The organism is Micromonospora sp. NPDC048909 (assembly GCF_040649635.1).
Lineage (GTDB): Bacteria > Actinomycetota > Actinomycetes > Mycobacteriales > Micromonosporaceae > Micromonospora.
This window is the reverse complement of the sequence record NZ_JBEZFU010000006.1, coordinates 381,380-396,543: the sequence shown is the minus strand read 5'-3', so window position 1 is coordinate 396,543 and position 15,164 is coordinate 381,380. Positions and strand designations below refer to the sequence as shown.

The 15,164-nt window shown below is 74.0% G+C and carries 14 protein-coding genes; 5 read left to right on the top strand and 9 right to left on the bottom strand.

Annotated elements, in window-relative coordinates; genetic code table 11:
• Window positions 1–17: 17 nt before the first annotated feature.
• The 6 genes from AB0C04_RS19520 to AB0C04_RS19495 all read right to left on the bottom strand — a co-directional run bounded on the left by AB0C04_RS19520 (window position 18) and on the right by AB0C04_RS19495 (window position 6,582).
• Window positions 18–518, bottom strand: coding sequence for a helix-turn-helix transcriptional regulator (locus tag AB0C04_RS19520; protein WP_357056271.1), 501 nt, complete (start codon window positions 516–518; stop codon window positions 18–20).
• A 410-nt stretch (window positions 519–928) separates the two neighbouring features.
• Complete coding sequence (gene hemB, locus AB0C04_RS19515; protein WP_357056268.1) at window positions 929–1,912, bottom strand: porphobilinogen synthase; 984 nt, start codon at window positions 1,910–1,912, stop codon at window positions 929–931.
• 17 nt (window positions 1,913–1,929) lie between these two features.
• Window positions 1,930–3,510 (bottom strand): uroporphyrinogen-III synthase, encoded by a 1,581-nt coding sequence (locus AB0C04_RS19510; RefSeq protein ID WP_350875666.1) that lies wholly within the window; start codon window positions 3,508–3,510, stop codon window positions 1,930–1,932.
• The gene (gene hemC, locus AB0C04_RS19505) at window positions 3,507–4,475 is read right to left on the bottom strand and encodes a hydroxymethylbilane synthase (RefSeq protein ID WP_357056265.1); all 969 of its coding nucleotides are present in this window, start codon (window positions 4,473–4,475) and stop codon (window positions 3,507–3,509) included. The genes AB0C04_RS19510 and hemC overlap by 4 nt, the downstream gene beginning before the upstream one ends.
• Entirely contained in the window at window positions 4,472–5,815 is a 1,344-nt protein-coding gene (locus AB0C04_RS19500) for a glutamyl-tRNA reductase (protein ID WP_357056262.1), read from the bottom strand. Before AB0C04_RS19500 ends, hemC begins: the two co-directional genes overlap by 4 nt.
• Window positions 5,812–6,582, bottom strand: coding sequence for a redox-sensing transcriptional repressor Rex (locus AB0C04_RS19495; protein WP_350875672.1), 771 nt, complete (start codon window positions 6,580–6,582; stop codon window positions 5,812–5,814). The genes AB0C04_RS19500 and AB0C04_RS19495 overlap by 4 nt, the downstream gene beginning before the upstream one ends.
• A 367-nt stretch (window positions 6,583–6,949) precedes the next feature.
• Here AB0C04_RS19495 and AB0C04_RS19490 point away from each other — a divergent pair, with 367 nt between their 5' ends.
• Together AB0C04_RS19490 and AB0C04_RS19485 are read left to right on the top strand one after the other, a co-directional pair.
• Window positions 6,950–8,248 (top strand): sensor histidine kinase, encoded by a 1,299-nt coding sequence (locus AB0C04_RS19490; protein WP_357056258.1) that lies wholly within the window; start codon window positions 6,950–6,952, stop codon window positions 8,246–8,248.
• Window positions 8,249–8,273: 25 nt separating this feature from the next.
• Window positions 8,274–8,927: a response regulator transcription factor gene (locus AB0C04_RS19485; protein WP_357056255.1), complete on the top strand. Its 654-nt coding sequence runs from the start codon at window positions 8,274–8,276 to the stop codon at window positions 8,925–8,927.
• A 7-nt stretch (window positions 8,928–8,934) separates the two neighbouring features.
• Here AB0C04_RS19485 and AB0C04_RS19480 read toward each other — a convergent pair whose 3' ends face one another.
• The 3 genes from AB0C04_RS19480 to AB0C04_RS19470 are packed head-to-tail and all read right to left on the bottom strand — an operon-like array spanning window position 8,935 to window position 11,471.
• Window positions 8,935–9,585: an HAD hydrolase-like protein gene (locus AB0C04_RS19480; RefSeq protein WP_357056252.1), complete on the bottom strand. Its 651-nt coding sequence runs from the start codon at window positions 9,583–9,585 to the stop codon at window positions 8,935–8,937.
• 22 nt (window positions 9,586–9,607) lie between these two features.
• Entirely contained in the window at window positions 9,608–9,862 is a 255-nt protein-coding gene (locus tag AB0C04_RS19475; RefSeq protein ID WP_357056249.1) for a glutaredoxin family protein, read from the bottom strand.
• Complete coding sequence (locus tag AB0C04_RS19470) at window positions 9,852–11,471, bottom strand: AMP-binding protein (RefSeq protein WP_357056245.1); 1,620 nt, start codon at window positions 11,469–11,471, stop codon at window positions 9,852–9,854. Before AB0C04_RS19470 ends, AB0C04_RS19475 begins: the two co-directional genes overlap by 11 nt.
• A 580-nt stretch (window positions 11,472–12,051) precedes the next feature.
• Between AB0C04_RS19470 and AB0C04_RS19465 the strand changes: the two genes are divergently transcribed.
• From AB0C04_RS19465 to AB0C04_RS19455, 3 genes are all read left to right on the top strand, one after another.
• Window positions 12,052–13,017 carry an ECF subfamily RNA polymerase sigma factor, BldN family gene (locus tag AB0C04_RS19465; protein WP_357056241.1) on the top strand — a complete coding sequence of 322 codons (966 nt, stop codon included), beginning with the start codon at window positions 12,052–12,054 and terminating at the stop codon, window positions 13,015–13,017.
• 295 nt (window positions 13,018–13,312) lie between these two features.
• Complete coding sequence (locus tag AB0C04_RS19460; protein WP_357056568.1) at window positions 13,313–14,197, top strand: DUF5667 domain-containing protein; 885 nt, start codon at window positions 13,313–13,315, stop codon at window positions 14,195–14,197.
• A gap of 93 nt (window positions 14,198–14,290) precedes the next feature.
• A complete protein-coding gene (locus AB0C04_RS19455) occupies window positions 14,291–15,163 on the top strand; it encodes an HAD-IB family hydrolase (RefSeq protein WP_357056238.1) in 873 nt (290 codons plus the stop codon).
• Window position 15,164: the final 1 nt, after the last annotated feature.

Sequence of the window (15,164 nt, the reverse complement as noted above, 5' to 3'; positions counted from 1 at the left end):
GCGGGTTGGCGGGGCCGTCAGTCATAGCCGCGCGGATCGGGCGGCGGCGGAACGTTGCGGTACTTGGCCACCCGTACCTCCCACTGGCTGCGGCGGCGCCGCACCTCGCGGTCGTACTGCGAGCGGTGGAAGGTCTCCGGCGGGCGGGCCAGCCCGTAGATGTCGGCCCACCACTCGCCCGGCTCGGGGTCGAGGATCGTGTTCAAATGGGACGGGTAGCGCCGGCCCGCTCCGTCGCGGATCCCCTCCCAGTCGGCCATCGGTTGGATGACGCGGCCGTCCTGGTCGACCACGGCGAGGTAGAGCCCGGCGGCACCCAGCAGCCGTTCCAGGACGGCGAGGCTCGGCGTCATCGTCCCGGCCTCGACCTTGCCCACGGTCGACGGCGCGACCTTGGCGAACCGGGCCATCTGCCGCTGACCGAGCCCGGTGGTCCGCCGGGCCCGGCGGACCAGGCCGGAGATGGGGAACGGGCCGACGGTCGGCCCGGTGGGCACAGGGTCGAGTGCGGAAGCCATGGCCCGACCCTCCCGGGCCGGCGACCACCCGGGCAACCCCTGTGGACAAACCTGTGGACACACCAGGTGATCGCCGCAATGGCGGGTGCTCGGGCGCCCCGCCCGTGCAGGCGCCCGCGCCGCCCGCCGCCCTCGGCTGGCAGGAACGATCGCCAGCAGTGAAGGCCGGCGGTGGAGGCCGGCGGCGCGGCAGGTACCCACGCGGGTCCTTTGCTCTGCTTCAGCCGAGGCAACAGATCATGGGGCTGAGTGTTGCCGGGAGTGAAGCAGAGCAAAGGACGCGAAGCATGCCCGTCCCCCGGGGCGCGGGAGCCGAGGCGCGGGAGCCCGAGACGCGAAAGCCCGAGACGCGAAAGCCCGAGGCGCGGGAGCCGCGCCGGCGGTCGTCCGCGGGCGCGGGGGCGCTGCGCTCAGTAGCGCTGGCGGAGGAGCTGTGCGGCCTCGACAGCCCAGTAGGTGAGGATGATCTGGGCACCGGCGCGCCGGATCGAGGTCAGCGTCTCCAGCATCACCCGCTCCCGGTCGATCCAGCCGTTCGCGGCGGCCGCCTCGACCATCGCGTACTCCCCGGAGACCTGGTAGGCGGCGACCGGGACGTCCACGGCGGCGCGGACCGCGGCGACCACGTCGAGGTACGGCAGGGCCGGCTTGACCATCACCAGGTCGGCACCCTCGGCGACGTCGAGCGCGACCTCGCGGAGCGACTCCCGCAGGTTGGCCGGGTCCTGCTGGTAGGTGCGACGGTCCCCCTCCAGCGCGGACTCCACCGCGTCCCGGAACGGGCCGTAGAACCCCGAGGCGTACTTGACCGCGTAGGCCAGCACGGCCACGTCCTGGTGACCGGCCGCGTCGAGCGCCCGGCGGACCACCCCGACCTGGCCGTCCATCATTCCGGACGGCCCGACCATCCCGACCCCGGCGTCGGCCTGGGCCACCGCCATCTCGGCGTACGCCGCCAGGGTCGCGTCGTTGTCCACCTCGCCGGCCGGGGTGAGCAGCCCGCAGTGCCCGTGCGAGGTGAACTCGTCCAGGCAGAGGTCGCTCATCACCACGGTGGCGTCACCGACCTCGGCGACGACGTCCCGGATGGCCACGTTGAGGATGCCGTCCGGGTCGATCCCGCCGGAGCCGGTGGCATCCCGCGAGGAGGGCACCCCGAAGAGCATGATCCCGCCGACCCCGGCCTGCACCGCCTCCACCGCGGCCTTGCGCAGCGAGTCCCGGGAGTGCTGGAGCACCCCCGGGAGCGAGGCGATCGCCCGGGGCTCGGTCAGCCCCTCCTTGACGAACATCGGCACGACCAGCTCGGCCGGGTCGACGCGGGTCTCGGAGACCAGCCGCCGCACCGCCGGGGTACGGCGCAGCCGGCGGGGCCGGATCTCGGGGTACGACATGGAGTGCCTCCTGACGACTACCGGAACCTCAGGGCGGTCGGCCCCTGCACCTTCGAGCCACGGCGCTGCTTGGCCGGCATGGCGGCGAGCTTCTCGCGCAGCTCGACGGCGTAGGCGGCGAGCGCCTCCACCAGGTCGGGCACCGAGGCGTGCGGCGGCTGGACGTCGACCCGCAGGCCGAACTCCGTCGCGGTCTCCGCCGTCTTCGGTCCGATGACGGCGACAACGGTACGCGCGTGCGGCTTCCCGGCGATGCCGACCAGGTTCCGGACCGTCGAGGACGAGGTGAAGAGCACCGCGTCGAAGCCGCCCGACTTGATCGCGTCGCGGATCTCGGCGGGCGGCGGCGCGGCCCGGACGGTCCGGTACGCGGTCACGTCGTCGACCTCCCAGCCGCGCTCGGTGAGCCCGGCGGCGAGCGTCTCGGTGGCGATGTCGGCGCGCGGCAGCAGCACCCGGCCCACCGGGTCGAGGATCTCGTCGTGCGGCGAGAACTCGGCCAGCAGCCCCTCGGAGGACTGCTCCCCGGCGGGGATCAGCTCCGGCTGGATGCCGAACGCGCGGACCGCGTCGGCGGTCGCCTCGCCGATGCAGGCGATCTTCACACCGCCGAAGTGGCGGGCGTCCAGACCGTGCTCGGCGAACTTCTCCCAGACCGCGCGGACCGCGTTCACCGAGGTGAAGATCACCCAGGCGTACCGGCCGTCGACGAGGCCCTTGACCGCCCGCTCCATCTGCGCCGGGGTACGCGGCGGCTCGACCGCGATGGTCGGGACCTCGCACGGGATGGCCCCGTACGCGCGCAGCCGGGCGCTCATCACGCCGGCCTGCTCCTTGGTCCGCGGCACGAGCACCTTCCAGCCGTACAGCGGCCGGTTCTCCCACCAGCTGAGCTTGTCGCGCTGGCCGACACCGACGCCGATGGTGAGCACCACCCGGCCGGTGAAGCCGAGCGCGGCGGCGACGAAGCTGTCCACCGTCGAGGTGGTGGTGTACTGGGTCTCGCCGGTGCCGTCGCCGGTCACCGCGACCGAGGTCGCGCCGTCCACCCCGGCGGCCAGCAGGCCGTCCCGGACGGCGGCGAGGTCGCCGGCGTCCACCGCGACCGCGAGCGAGCCCCGGCCGACGGCCGCGGCCAGCGCCTCGAAGTCCAGCGTGCTGACGTCCTCGACGTCGGCCGCGGTCCGTACGCCGGGCAGCGGAACGCCGGCGTAGGTGGCCACGCCCTCGGCCTGGCCGACGCCCGGCACCACCTCGAAGTGGGCGGCGGTGCGGGCCACCGCCTGCACCTCCTTGACCACCGAGTCGTGGCCGAACGGATCCCCGGCAACCAGGTGTACGGCGTTCTGCCCGGCGCGGGCCGCAGAGATCAGCACCTTCGCCACGTCCCCTGGCGCACCTTCGGCCGGGGTGAACTCGGCATCCTCGCGGGCCTCGGCACGCACGGCGGCGAGCAACGACTCGGGTACTCCCCGGTCGTACACCACCTGGTCGGCGTCGACCAGGGCGTCGTGCGCCCGGCGGGTCAGCAGGCCCGGGTCGCCGGGGCCGGCCCCGACGAACGCGATACGGCCTACGGGCTTACGGGTGCGGGTCATTCTGTGCTCCCAAATTGCTGGGTCCCCGGGCCGGCGTGTCCTTCTTGGCCGAGGATCGAGTCGGCGCCGAGTTCGAGGAGTTCGGCGGCGAGTGCCTTACCGATCTCCGCCGCGTCGGCGGGCGTTCCGGTGCGGGACAGCCGGAGGTCTCGGGAACCGTCCGGGCTGATCACCGCCCCGCGCAGGTAGATCTCATCACCGGCGTCGCCCTCGGCGACCTCGGCAAAGGCGGCGACGGGTGCGCTGCACCCGGCCTCCAGGGTGGCCAGCAACGCCCGCTCCGCGGTGACCGCGGCGCGGGACGGTGCGTGGTCGAGCACTGCGAGCAGCTCGACCAGGTCCGGGTCGTCGATCCGGCACTCCACCGCCAGCGCACCCTGAGCGGGCGCGGGCAGCATCAGCATCGGGTCGAGCGTCTCGGTGATCTCGCCGGCCCGACCGAGCCGGGCCAGCCCGGCCCGGGCCAGGACGACCGCGTCGAGGTCGGCGTCCGGGCCGAGCACCCGACCGAGGCGGGTGTCGACGTTGCCGCGGATCGGGGTGACCTCCAGCTGCAGCCCGAGCGCGTGCAGCTGGGCGATGCGGCGCAGCGCGCCGGTGCCGATCGTCGCACCGGGCGGCAGCTCGGCGAGGGTACGGCCGTCCCGGGCGACCAGCGCGTCGCGCGGATCCTCCCGGGGCGGCACCGCCGCGATGTGCAACCCGGCGGCGGTCGCCGTGGGCAGGTCCTTGTACGAGTGGACCGCGAGGTCGATGGTGCGGGCGATCAGCGCGTCGCGCAGCGCGGAGACGAAGACGCCCACCCCGAGCCGGTGCACCGGCGCGGCGGAGCGGTCGCCGGCGGTGACCACCTCGACCAGCTCGACGGGGCGGCCGGTGGCCGCAGTGAGGGCCTCGGCGATCTGGCCGGACTGGGCCATCGCCAGGGCGCTGCCTCGGGTACCGAGACGCAGGGGGGCGGTCATCGCTCACCTCCGGTGGACGGGGTGGGGTCGCTCTCCACGACCTCGGGGACGGTGTCGACCGGGGAGGTCTGTGGCACCTGGAGGTCGAACAGCTCGCGCAGCAGGGCGGCGTACTGGTCGCCGCCGGGCTCCGCGGCGAGCTGGCGGACCCGCACCGTCGGCTGGTGCAGCAGCCGCTGCACCACCCGGTGCACCGTCCGGGCCACCTCGGCCCGCTGGTCGTCGCTCAGGTCGGGCCGACGCTGGGCCAGTCGGCGCAGCTCGGCGGTGACCACGTCGTCGGCGCGGCCGCGCAGGGCGGCCACGGTGGGCGCCACGTCGGCGCCGCGCAGCCAGGTGAGGAAGGCCTCGACCTCGGTGGTGACGATCCGCTCGACGGCGGCGGCGTCGTCGGCGGTGGGGCCGTCGGCGAGCAGCGCGGCCATCCGGTCGATGTCGATCACCTCGACCCCGGGCAGCTCGGCCACGCCGGGCTCGACGTCGCGCGGAACGGCCAGGTCGAGCAGGACCAGCGGCCCTCGGGCCGGGCTCCGGTCGGCGAGCGCCCGGGCCACCACCGTTCGGGTGAGGACCGGTTCGGTGGACGCGGTGGCGGCCACTACGATGTCCACTGTGGAGAGCGCGGCGGTCAGCTCGGCCATCGGGACGGCGCTGGCCCCGTACGACTCGGCCAGCCGGACGGCCCGGTCGGCCCCCCGGTTGGTCACGGTGAGCGGCCCGGCGCCGAGCCGGGAGAGCGTCGCCACCCCGAGTGAGCCCATCGCGCCGGCCCCGATCACCAGGGCGGGCCGGCCGGTCAGGTCACCGTCGAGGTGACCGGCGGCCAGCTCCAGCGCGGCGGTGACCACGCTCTGGCCGGCCCGGTCGATGCCGGTCTCGGCGTGCGCCCGCTTGCCGACCCGCAGCGCCTGCTGCATCAGCTCGTGCAGCAGCCGGCTGGCCGAGTCGGCGCCGGTGGCCCAGTGGTACGCGTCACGGAGCTGACCGAGGATCTGCGCCTCGCCGACCACCATCGAGTCGAGCCCGGTGGCGACCCGGAAGACGTGGTCCACCGCCGCGGCGTCGTAGTGCACGTAGAGGTGGTTGGCGAGCGCCGCCGGCGCGCAGCCGGCCTGCTCGGCCAGGACGGCGCAGACGTCGCCGAGGCCGCCGTGGAAACCGGACACGGCGGCGTAGACCTCCACCCGGTTGCAGGTGGAGACGAGCACGGCCTCGCTCACGTAGGGCTGGGCGACCAGGCGGTCCAGGGTCCGGGTGAGCTCGGCGGTGGGCACCGCCAGCTGCTCCAGCGTGGCTACCGGGGCGGTGCGGTAGGACGCGCCGACGACGAGCAGTTTCACGTGCCGATCGCCTCCTGGGTGTCGGTGGCCGCGAGCCCACCGGGCAGAGCGGTGAGGGCGGACCCGCCGGTGGCGGGCAGCGCGGTCAGCGACGCCTTGCGGTGCTCGTGGAAGGACAGGATCTGCAGCTCGATGGCGAGGTCGACCTTGCGCACGTCGACCCCCTCCGGAACCGAGAGTACGCACGGCGCGAAGTTCAGAATGCTGGTCACGCCGACCGCGACCAGTTGGTCGGCCACCCCCTGGGCGGCGCCGGCCGGGGTGGCGATCACGCCGATGGCGATGGACTCCTCGGCGACGACCTGGGGAAGCTCGTCGACGTGCCGGACGATCATGCCGTTGATCTCCTCGCCGACCCGGGCCGGATCGGCGTCGAGGAGCGCGGCGATCCGGAATCCGCGGCTGGCGAACCCGTCGTAGCCGGCCAGGGCGTGACCGAGATTACCCACGCCGACCAGGGCGACGGCCCGGCGCTGGGTGAGCCCGAGGACGTACTCGATCTGCTCGATCAGCAGCGCCACGTCGTAGCCGACCCCGCGGGTGCCGTACGAGCCGAGGTGGGAGAGGTCCTTGCGCAGCTTGGCCGAGTTGACCCCGGCGGCGCTGGCCAGCCCCTCGCTGGAGACCGTCTCGTGGCCGCTGTCGGCGACGTTGTGCAGCGCGCGCAGGTATTCCGGGAGCCGCGCGACGGTCGCCTCGGGCAGGTCCGGGAGCGCCGGTACGGCACCGGCGCGGCCGGGCGCGCCAGGGTGACGATGCTGACTCATGAGACTCCGTGCGGTGCGATCCTCGGCCAACTCCGCTGGTCGGCCGCTTCGGGACTCCCGCTGGCGACCGAGATTGCCGGCTGTGCTAGCAGGGCGCGTCGGAATCACAGAGTAGGCGCTTGTGAAGACGTGCACAAATCGCGATCTTGTCAGCTCGCGACGCGGCTTCACCTGGCCCTCCATTCCGCAAGATCGATCCGGCGGCCTTCGCCGGCGCCGCGCGGTAATTATTGCTCAATCCCGACTTCTCTGACCAATCCCGCGCCGGTGGCCAAGACGGTTACGGGCGGCGGTAGGGCCAGCCCTACGGCGGAGAGGCTGGCCGACGGGATGGGGCGACAGTTCCCCGCTGCCTAGCCTTTGAGGCATGACCGCCGTTCCCGCCGCCGCCGGCCACCCAACCCTGGCGCCGAGCATCCCCCGCCAGCTCTTCCTCGACTCCGGCTACGTGCTGCTCGGATTTCCGCTGGCGCTGACCAGCTTCGTCGTCCTGCTGGTCGGCCTCTCGCTCGGCGTCGGCCTGGTGGTGACGGTGATCGGGCTGCCCATCCTCAGCGGCACCCTCTACGCCGCCCGGGGCTTCGCCGACATCGAACGGCTGCGGCTGCCGGCCGTGCTGCGCCAGCCGCGGGTCCGCCCGCGCTACCGGCTGGCCGAGCCGGGAGCCAGCGCCTGGCGGCGGATCTTCATCCCGATGGGCGACGCGCAGTCCTGGCTCGACCTGGCGCACGGCGTGCTCAAGCTGATCGTGGCGGTCGTGACCTTCGTCCTGACGCTGTCCTGGTGGGCGGGGGCGATCACCGGCACGCTCTACTGGGCGTACGACTGGGCGCTGCCGCGCGGCGGCGACGACAGCGACCTGGCGCAGCTGCTCGGCCTGGGCGACTCGGCCCTGGCGCGGGTCGGCCTGAACACTGCGATCGGGCTCTTCTTCCTGATCACCCTGCCGATCGTGGCCCGCGGCTGCGCGCTGCTGCAGGCCAGCTTCGGCCGGGCGATGCTGACCGGGGTGGCCGAGATGCGCAACCGGATCACCGTGCTGGAGGAGCAGAAGCGGGCCGCGGTCTCCGCCGAGGCATCCGCGCTGCGCCGACTCGAGCGGGACATCCACGACGGCCCGCAGCAGCGGCTGGTCCGGCTGGCGATGGACCTCAGCCGGGCCCGCCAGCAGCTCGCCACCGACCCGGAGGCGGCCGGTCGGACGCTGGACGAGGCGGTCACCCAGACCCGGGACACCCTGGCCGAGCTACGCGCGCTCTCCCGCGGCATCGCCCCGCCGATCCTGGTCGACCGGGGCCTGCCCAGCGCCCTGGCCGCGCTGGCCGGGCGCGGGCTGATCCCGATCGAGCTGCGGGTGGACCCCGAGCTGGGCACCCCGGACGGCCGGCTCGACGCGGCGGTGGAAAACACCGCCTATTTCGTCGTCGCGGAGGCGCTGACGAACGTGGCGAAGCACAGCCGGGCGGCCGCGTGCCAGGTCAGCGTGCGCCAGTCGGGGCGGCAGCTGACCGTGAGCGTGGGCGACGACGGTCAGGGCGGCGCGCACCTGGCGAAGGGACACGGGTTGGTGGGCATCGCCGACCGGGTCCGGGCCGCCGGGGGCGAACTGGCGGTGGTCAGTCCACCCGGCGGGCCCACCGAGATCCGTGCCGAACTCCCGCTCTGAGGTCGACGTGATAGACAACACCATCATGCAGATCGTCATCGCGGACGACGCCGTCCTGCTCCGGGAGGGGCTGGTCCGGCTACTGACCGAACACGGGCACCAGGTGGTGGCCGTGGTCGGGGACGGCGACGCGCTGGTCGAGGCGGTGGTGGCCCACCGTCCGGACGTGTCGATCGTCGACGTGCGGATGCCGCCGTCGCACACCGACGAGGGGTTGCGGGCGGCGGTGGAGGCCCGGCGCCTCGTGCCGCGCAGCCCGATCCTGGTCCTCTCCCAGTACGTCGAGGTCTCGTACGCCGACGACCTGCTGGCCACCACCGGAGGCTCCGGCGGCGGGATCGGCTACCTGCTCAAGGACCGGGTGGCGGCGATCGACGAGTTCCTCGACGCGCTGGCCCGGGTGGCCGCCGGTGGCACCGTGCTCGACCCGGAGGTGGTCGGCCAGCTCTTCGCCCGACGCCGCCGGGACGACCCGCTGCGCGAGCTGACCCCGCGCGAGCGGGAGGTGCTCGCCCTGATGGCCGAGGGGCGCTCCAACACGGCCATCGCGCGCACCCTGGTGGTCAGCGACGGCGCGGTGGAGAAGCACGTCCGCAACATCTTCACCAAGCTCAACCTGCCGCCCGACACCGAGCAGCACCGCCGGGTCCTCGCCGTGCTCGCCTACCTGCGCAACTGACCCCGGCTCAGGAGAGGGTCCGGGCGAGGGTGACGGCCTCGGTGAGGGTGTCGGCGACCGGGTGGCCGGAGGCGCGCAGCCGGGCCGGGTCGGTGAAGCCGCCGGTGTAGAGCACGGCCCGACCGCCCACTGCGGCGGCGGCGTCGGCGTCGTCGATCGAGTCGCCGATCAGCACCACCGAGCCGCCGTCCACGTCCAGCTCGGCGAGGTGCAGCCGGAGGGACTCCGCCTTCCGGTCGCCGCCGACCGTGCCGCGCAGCCCGTCCACCCGCACAAAGTGCCGGGTGAGGCCGTAGGTGTGCACGGTCGGCACCAACTCCTCGTGGAACCACATGGAGAGCAGGGACTGGTCTCCCGGCCACGCCGCCATCGCGTCCCGCGCGTCGGCGGCCAGCTCACAGGTGGTCAGCCCGCTGCGGTACGCGTCGTGGAAGATCCGGTCCAGCTTGCCGAACTGCTCGTCGTCGACGGCCTGCCCGAGCACCTCGGCGTAGTAGTCGGCGACCGGCCGGCGGAACCGCACCCGGTGCTCGTCGGCGGTGACCGTCGGGCCGCCGACGGTGGCGAAGACGGCGTTGGTGGAGGCCACCACCAGGCTGAGGTCGTTGAGCAGCGTTCCGTTCCAGTCCCACACCAGGTGCGGTCGTACAGGGGTCATCGGCGCACCTTATCGCCCCCGCTCAGAGCTGCGGCGTGGTCAGGTCGCGCAGCAGCCGGTCCTCCTCGACCCGCCAGTAGCCGTGCTCCCTGCCGTCCAGCAGCACCACCGGGAGCCGGTCACCGTACTCGCGCTCCAGCTCCAGGTCGTCGGTGACGTCCCACTCGACCCACTGGTCGCCGGTGACCGCGACCACCCGTCCCAGCGCGTCCCGGGCCTCGTCGCAGAGGTGGCAGCCGGGTCGGGTGATGAGGGTGAGCCGAGGGTCAGTGGACATCGGGTACCTCCGTGCGCGGGTCGATCGGGGTGGTCGCCGGGCGGAGCTGGGTCTTGCGGACCTTGCCGATCACCGAGTGTGGCAGGGCGTCGACGAACTCGACGCCGGTGGGGCACTTGAACCGGGCCAGGTTCCGCGCGCAGTGGGCGAGCAACTCCTCCGCGGTCACCGGCTCACCTGGTGTCCGCACCACGTACGCCCGGACAGTCTCGCCGGTCCGTGGGTGCGGCACACCCAGTACCGCCGACTCGGCCACCCCCGGGTGCGCTCCGAGCGCCAGCTCCACCTCGTGCGGATAGACGTTGAAGCCGTTGACCAGGATCAACTCGCCGAGCCGGTCGACCAGGAAGAGATCGCCGTCGTCGTCGGCGTAGGCCACGTCGCCGGTCGCCCACCAACCCGCGGCGTCCGGGCCGCCCCGGCCGTCCGGCCAGTAGCCGGCGAACAGGTTCGCCCCCCGGACCACGATCTGCCCTGGGTCGGTGCCGGGCGCGGCGTCGGTGAGATCCAGCTCGTCCGGGTCGTCGTCGGGCTCCACCGCGCCGTCGCGCCACAGGTCCGTGCCGTCCGCGCCGACCAGGCGCAGTTCGACGCCGGGCAGCGGCCGGCCGATCGAGCCGGTCTTGGGCACCCCACCGACCAGGGTGGAGGTGAGCACCGGCGCGGTCTCGGTGAGGCCGTAGCCGACGTGCACCGGCCGGCCGGCGACCTCCGCGAAGCGGGCCGCGACGGCGGGCTCCAGCGGGGCCGCGCCGCAGACCACCCGCCGGACCGACGCCATCGCCGCGGCGAGCGCGTCGGCGTCCGCCGCGCACCAGGCCAGCACCATCGACGGTACGCCGACGAGCACGCTCGCCCGGTGCCGGGCGATCTCGGCGAGCCCGGCGTCGGGGCCGAGGTCGTCCACGAGCACCCCGGTCGCGCCATGGTGGACCACCGCGCCGAGCCCCGAGTTGAGCCCGTACGCGTGAAAGAGCGGCAGCGCCAGCAGCACGGTGTCGGCCGGCCCGACCACCGGCGGGTCGATCCGGCCGATCTGCTCGTGGTTGGCCAGCAGCACGGCGTGCGAGAGCATCGCCCCCTTGGGCCGGCCCTCGGTACCCGAGGTGTAGAGCAGTACGGCCAGGTCGTCGCCGCCGCGGGCGGGGAACCCGGCGGCGTCGGGCACCGCTGCCGTCGGCGGTCTGCCGTGTACGGCGGTGAGCGCGGGCAGTTCTGCGGCCACCGCGGCGACCAGGTCACGGACCCGGTCGGTGGCGATCAGCACCGACGCGCCCGAGTCGGCGAGCACGTGCCGTAGCTCGGGCGCGGTGAAGCCGGGGTTGACCGGCACCGCGATCAGTCCGGCGCGCAGGGCGCCGAGGTAGCTGACCACGAAGTCGGGCGAGTTGGGCAGGGCGACGGCCACCCGGGCCGGATGGCCGGCGGCGTCCGGGGCCGGCGTGGCGGCGGCCAGGGCAGCGGCCACCTCGGTCACCAGGTCGTCCAGTTCGGACCAGTTGATCGTCCGGTCGCGCCAGTGCAGCGCGGGTCGGTCGCCGTGGGCGACGGCCGCCTGGCGGACCCGGTCGGCGAGGTTCGGCGCGGGGCTGCTCGCTGCGTCCTGCACGGTCGCTGAGTCTGGCACAGCGGACGGCCGACGGCCATGCCCCGCCGTCGGCCGCCGTCCGGCGGGAGGGTCCCGTACACGGGACGCGTTGGTGTGCCGTCGGTGGTGCAATCAGGTCTCGTCGGTGGGACGTGCGACACGCCGGGGAACGGGCCTCGTCAGTGCTGTCGGCTAGCTGACCGAGCCGGCCCGATCACGCCCGCCATCGCGGGACTGACCTGGCGTTCCATTGCAGACCACCGGAACCGTCGAAAGTCAACCACCCGCGACGGACAACCGGTCCGCCATCGGTGCGACACAGCGGGAAATACTTCCGCCCTGTGTAACGGACTTGCCACGCGCGGGTGACGTTGGCCCTATCATCACTCGGGTCGGCTCACCCCATTTTGCCGTGAGTCGACACCCCTCAGCCCGAGGAGGCCCCCGTGCCCGTGAGCGCATTGGACCAGCACCTCAAGGGGAAATGCCGCCCGTCGGCATACCCCGGAACCGCCCTGCCCGACCGCGGCACAGCCGCTCGGGCCGCCCGCGCGGCGTGTCGACCGGCTCGGCCGGCGACCAGCGGGACGGAGGCGGCACGGTGACCACCTTCGGCTACGCGGAACGACCGCTCGGCCTGACCGGACCGACGGTTCGCGCCACGGTCAACGAACGACCAGCGCCGGAGGATCCGGGCGGCACCGCCGTGCGGAGCGACGCGGGCAAGCGCCTCCGCAGCCGGCCCCACCACAACGAGCCGCCCGCCCGCCCCGCGGTGCCCGGCGGGAACGCCATGCCGACCGGCGGACGGGTGGCGGTGCCGGCCCGGCCGATCATGCCGGCCCAGAACCGCCGGGTCGGCGACTCACCGGCCGTGACCGACCCGTCCGCGAGCGAGACCGCCGTGCTGCCCGCGGTGCCGGCCGCCGCCGCGCCGGTGGCCGCCACGCCCGCCGGGACCGGCAGCACCACCGGCTACCCGAGCCGCCCCGACCCGTCCGACCCGGCGACCGAGGTCTGGGGGCTGGTCGAGCGCGCCCAGGCCGGCGAGGCCGAGGCGTTCGGCCTGATCTACGACCGCTACGTCGACACCGTCTTCCGGTTCGTCTACTTCCGGGTCGGCAACCGGCAACTGGCCGAGGACCTGACCTCCGACACCTTTCTGCGGGCGCTCAAGCGGATCGGCAGCTTCACCTGGCAGGGCCGCGACCTGGGAGCCTGGCTGGTCACCATCGCCCGCAACCTGGTCGCCGACCATTTCAAGTCCGGCCGGTACCGGCTGGAGGTGACCACCGGCGACGTGCTCGACGCCGACCGCGAGGATCGCGGTCCGGAGGGCAGCCCGGAGGCCGCGGTGGTCGAGCACATCACCAACGTCGCCCTGCTCACCGCCGTCAAGCAGCTCAACCCGGAACAGCAGGAGTGCATCGTGCTCCGGTTCCTGCAGGGCTTCTCGGTCGCCGAGACGGCGCGGGCGATGGGCAAGAACGAAGGCGCGATCAAGGCGCTGCAGTACCGCGCGGTCCGGGCGCTTGCCCGGCTCCTGCCGGACGGTTTCCAACCGTAGTCCCGTGGCCGGGACCGGTGACGAGGCCTAATTTTGCGAAATCGCAGGCCAGGCCCTGTCACGTGGGGTGACGCCGGTCACTTTCTGTAATTTCCGCCCCGCCGGCCCCGTAACCCGTGCCCGGCAAGGACCGTTTCTCCGGGTGCGACCGGTGGTTGCCCCGGCATCCCCCCGGGCTCCCGAGGTCGACGGCGCACCCGCGCCGCGATCTCGCCTCCCGCGGCGTCACGTTGCCGCCGGTCGCTGGCTACGACGGCGGCCGACCGGCCGTGACCAGCGAGAGGAGGTGCCCGCGGTGGATAACATCCTCTTCTCCCGCCGGCGCGCCGAGCGCTTCGCGCAGCTGCTCGACGAGGCCAACGGCGGCCGGCGGCACCATGTCCGGTCCCGGGTCGACGACCAGCTCGCACCGCTCGTCGCGGTTGGGCAGCGGCTCAGCGCCGAGCGCCCCAGCGTCGAGGTGGACCCGGAGTTCCGCACCGGCCTACGGGCGATGCTCCTGGCCACTGCGGAACGCGAGGGCCTCGGCACCCCGGCGGCCAGCACGGCGGCCGACCCGGACGGCAAGCGCACCGCGGGGAGCACCCGTGGCTCGTTGCTGCCCGCGGTCACCGCGCGTCGGGCTCGGGCCCGGGGCGCCATCCTGGTCGGCATCGCGGCCGGCGCCGTCGCCGTCTCCGGCATCTCCGCGGCCAGCGAGAACGCGGTGCCGGGCGACGCCCTCTACGGGATGAAGCGCTCCACCGAACGCGCCCAGCTCGCCCTGGCCAGCTCGGACATCAGCCGCGGCCAGCTCTTCCTCGACTTCGCCCGGACCCGCCTCGGCGAGGCCGCCGAGCTGCGCGGCGACCAGGTCGGGTTCAGTGCCGTGCTCGACGACATGGACGCCGACACCCGTCAGGGTGTACGGCTGCTGACCACCACCGCCGCGCAGCGTTCCGACGCGGCGGGTCTGGACGCGGTCAACACCTTCGTCACCGGGCAGCGGCGTGCGGTGAGCGATCTGCTCGACGGCGCCGGCCGGGCCGACCGGGAACGCACCCGCCGTTCGCTGACCCTGCTCGACGCGGTCCGCGAACGCTCCGACGCGCTACGCGCCGCCATCGGCTGCGGCCTCCCCGCGCCGAAGGCCAGCGACACCCTGGGTCCGGCCCCGGCCAGCTGCCCCGCCGACCGCTGAGCCGCCGGCTCGCCCGGACTTCCCTCCGCCACGGCGAGGTCCGGCTACCCTCGATCGAGGCGCACGTCGCGCCGGTCGAGGGAGGTTGGTCGCGTGGCCCGCAGCCGCAAGGTGACGGTGAGCACCGACGCCCACGGTCACACCGCCGGCTGGGCCGAGGCCGGGCCGGCGGCGACACCGCCGGAGCCCGACCCGACCGCGGCGGCCTTCTTCGACGTGGACAACACGATGATGCGGGGCGCCTCGATCTACTGGTTCGCACGCGGGCTCGCCGCCCGCGACTACTTCACCACCGGCGACCTGGCCCGGTTCGGCTGGCAGCAGCTCCGGTTCCGCCTGCTGGCGCGGGAGCACGCCGGCGACATGTCACAGGCCAAGCAGGCCGCGCTCGCCTTCATCGAGGGTTGGCGGGTGGACGACGTGGAGCGCCTCGCCGAAGAGATCTTCGACGAGTTGATGGCGCCGCGGATCTGGGCCGGCACCCGTGGGCTCGCCCAACGCCACCTGGACTCCGGTGAGCGTGTCTGGCTGGTCAGCGCCGCCCCGGTGGAGATCGGCCGGGTGATCGCGACGCGGCTCGGGCTGACCGGCGCGATCGGCACGGTCGCGGAGATCGTCGACGGCGCCTACACCGGCCGGCTGGTCGGCGATCTCATGCACGGCCCGGCGAAGGCCGAAGCAGTGGCCCAACTCGCCGCGGTGGAAGGGCTCGACCTTGCCCGATGCGCCGCCTACAGCGACTCCGCCAACGATCTGCCGCTGCTCTCCACCGTCGGCCGCGCGGTCGCGGTGAACCCCGACGGCGTGCTGCTGCGGCGGGCCCGGGAGCACGGCTGGGAGGTACGCGACTTCCGCACCGGTCGGCGGGCGGTCAAGGTCGCCGTCCCGTCGACCGCGGCGGCCGGGCTGCTGGCGGGTGCGGTCAGCGCCGGACTGGCGCTGCACCGCCGTCGCCGCGCCGACTGAG

What these genes read in the sequence shown, in the direction of transcription:
- AB0C04_RS19485 (WP_357056255.1), top strand. Translation starts at nt 8,274, where the DNA reads ATGCAGATCGTCATCGCGGACGACGCCGTCCTGCTCCGGGAGGGGCTG.
- AB0C04_RS19480 (WP_357056252.1), bottom strand. Translation starts at nt 9,585, where the DNA reads ATGACCCCTGTACGACCGCACCTGGTGTGGGACTGGAACGGAACGCTG.
- AB0C04_RS19475 (WP_357056249.1), bottom strand. Translation starts at nt 9,862, where the DNA reads ATGTCCACTGACCCTCGGCTCACCCTCATCACCCGACCCGGCTGCCAC.
- AB0C04_RS19495 (WP_350875672.1), bottom strand. Translation starts at nt 6,582, where the DNA reads ATGAGTCAGCATCGTCACCCTGGCGCGCCCGGCCGCGCCGGTGCCGTA.
- AB0C04_RS19510 (WP_350875666.1), bottom strand. Translation starts at nt 3,510, where the DNA reads ATGACCCGCACCCGTAAGCCCGTAGGCCGTATCGCGTTCGTCGGGGCC.
- AB0C04_RS19520 (WP_357056271.1), bottom strand. Translation starts at nt 518, where the DNA reads ATGGCTTCCGCACTCGACCCTGTGCCCACCGGGCCGACCGTCGGCCCG.
- AB0C04_RS19490 (WP_357056258.1), top strand. Translation starts at nt 6,950, where the DNA reads ATGACCGCCGTTCCCGCCGCCGCCGGCCACCCAACCCTGGCGCCGAGC.
- hemB (WP_357056268.1), bottom strand. Translation starts at nt 1,912, where the DNA reads ATGTCGTACCCCGAGATCCGGCCCCGCCGGCTGCGCCGTACCCCGGCG.
- hemC (WP_357056265.1), bottom strand. Translation starts at nt 4,475, where the DNA reads ATGACCGCCCCCCTGCGTCTCGGTACCCGAGGCAGCGCCCTGGCGATG.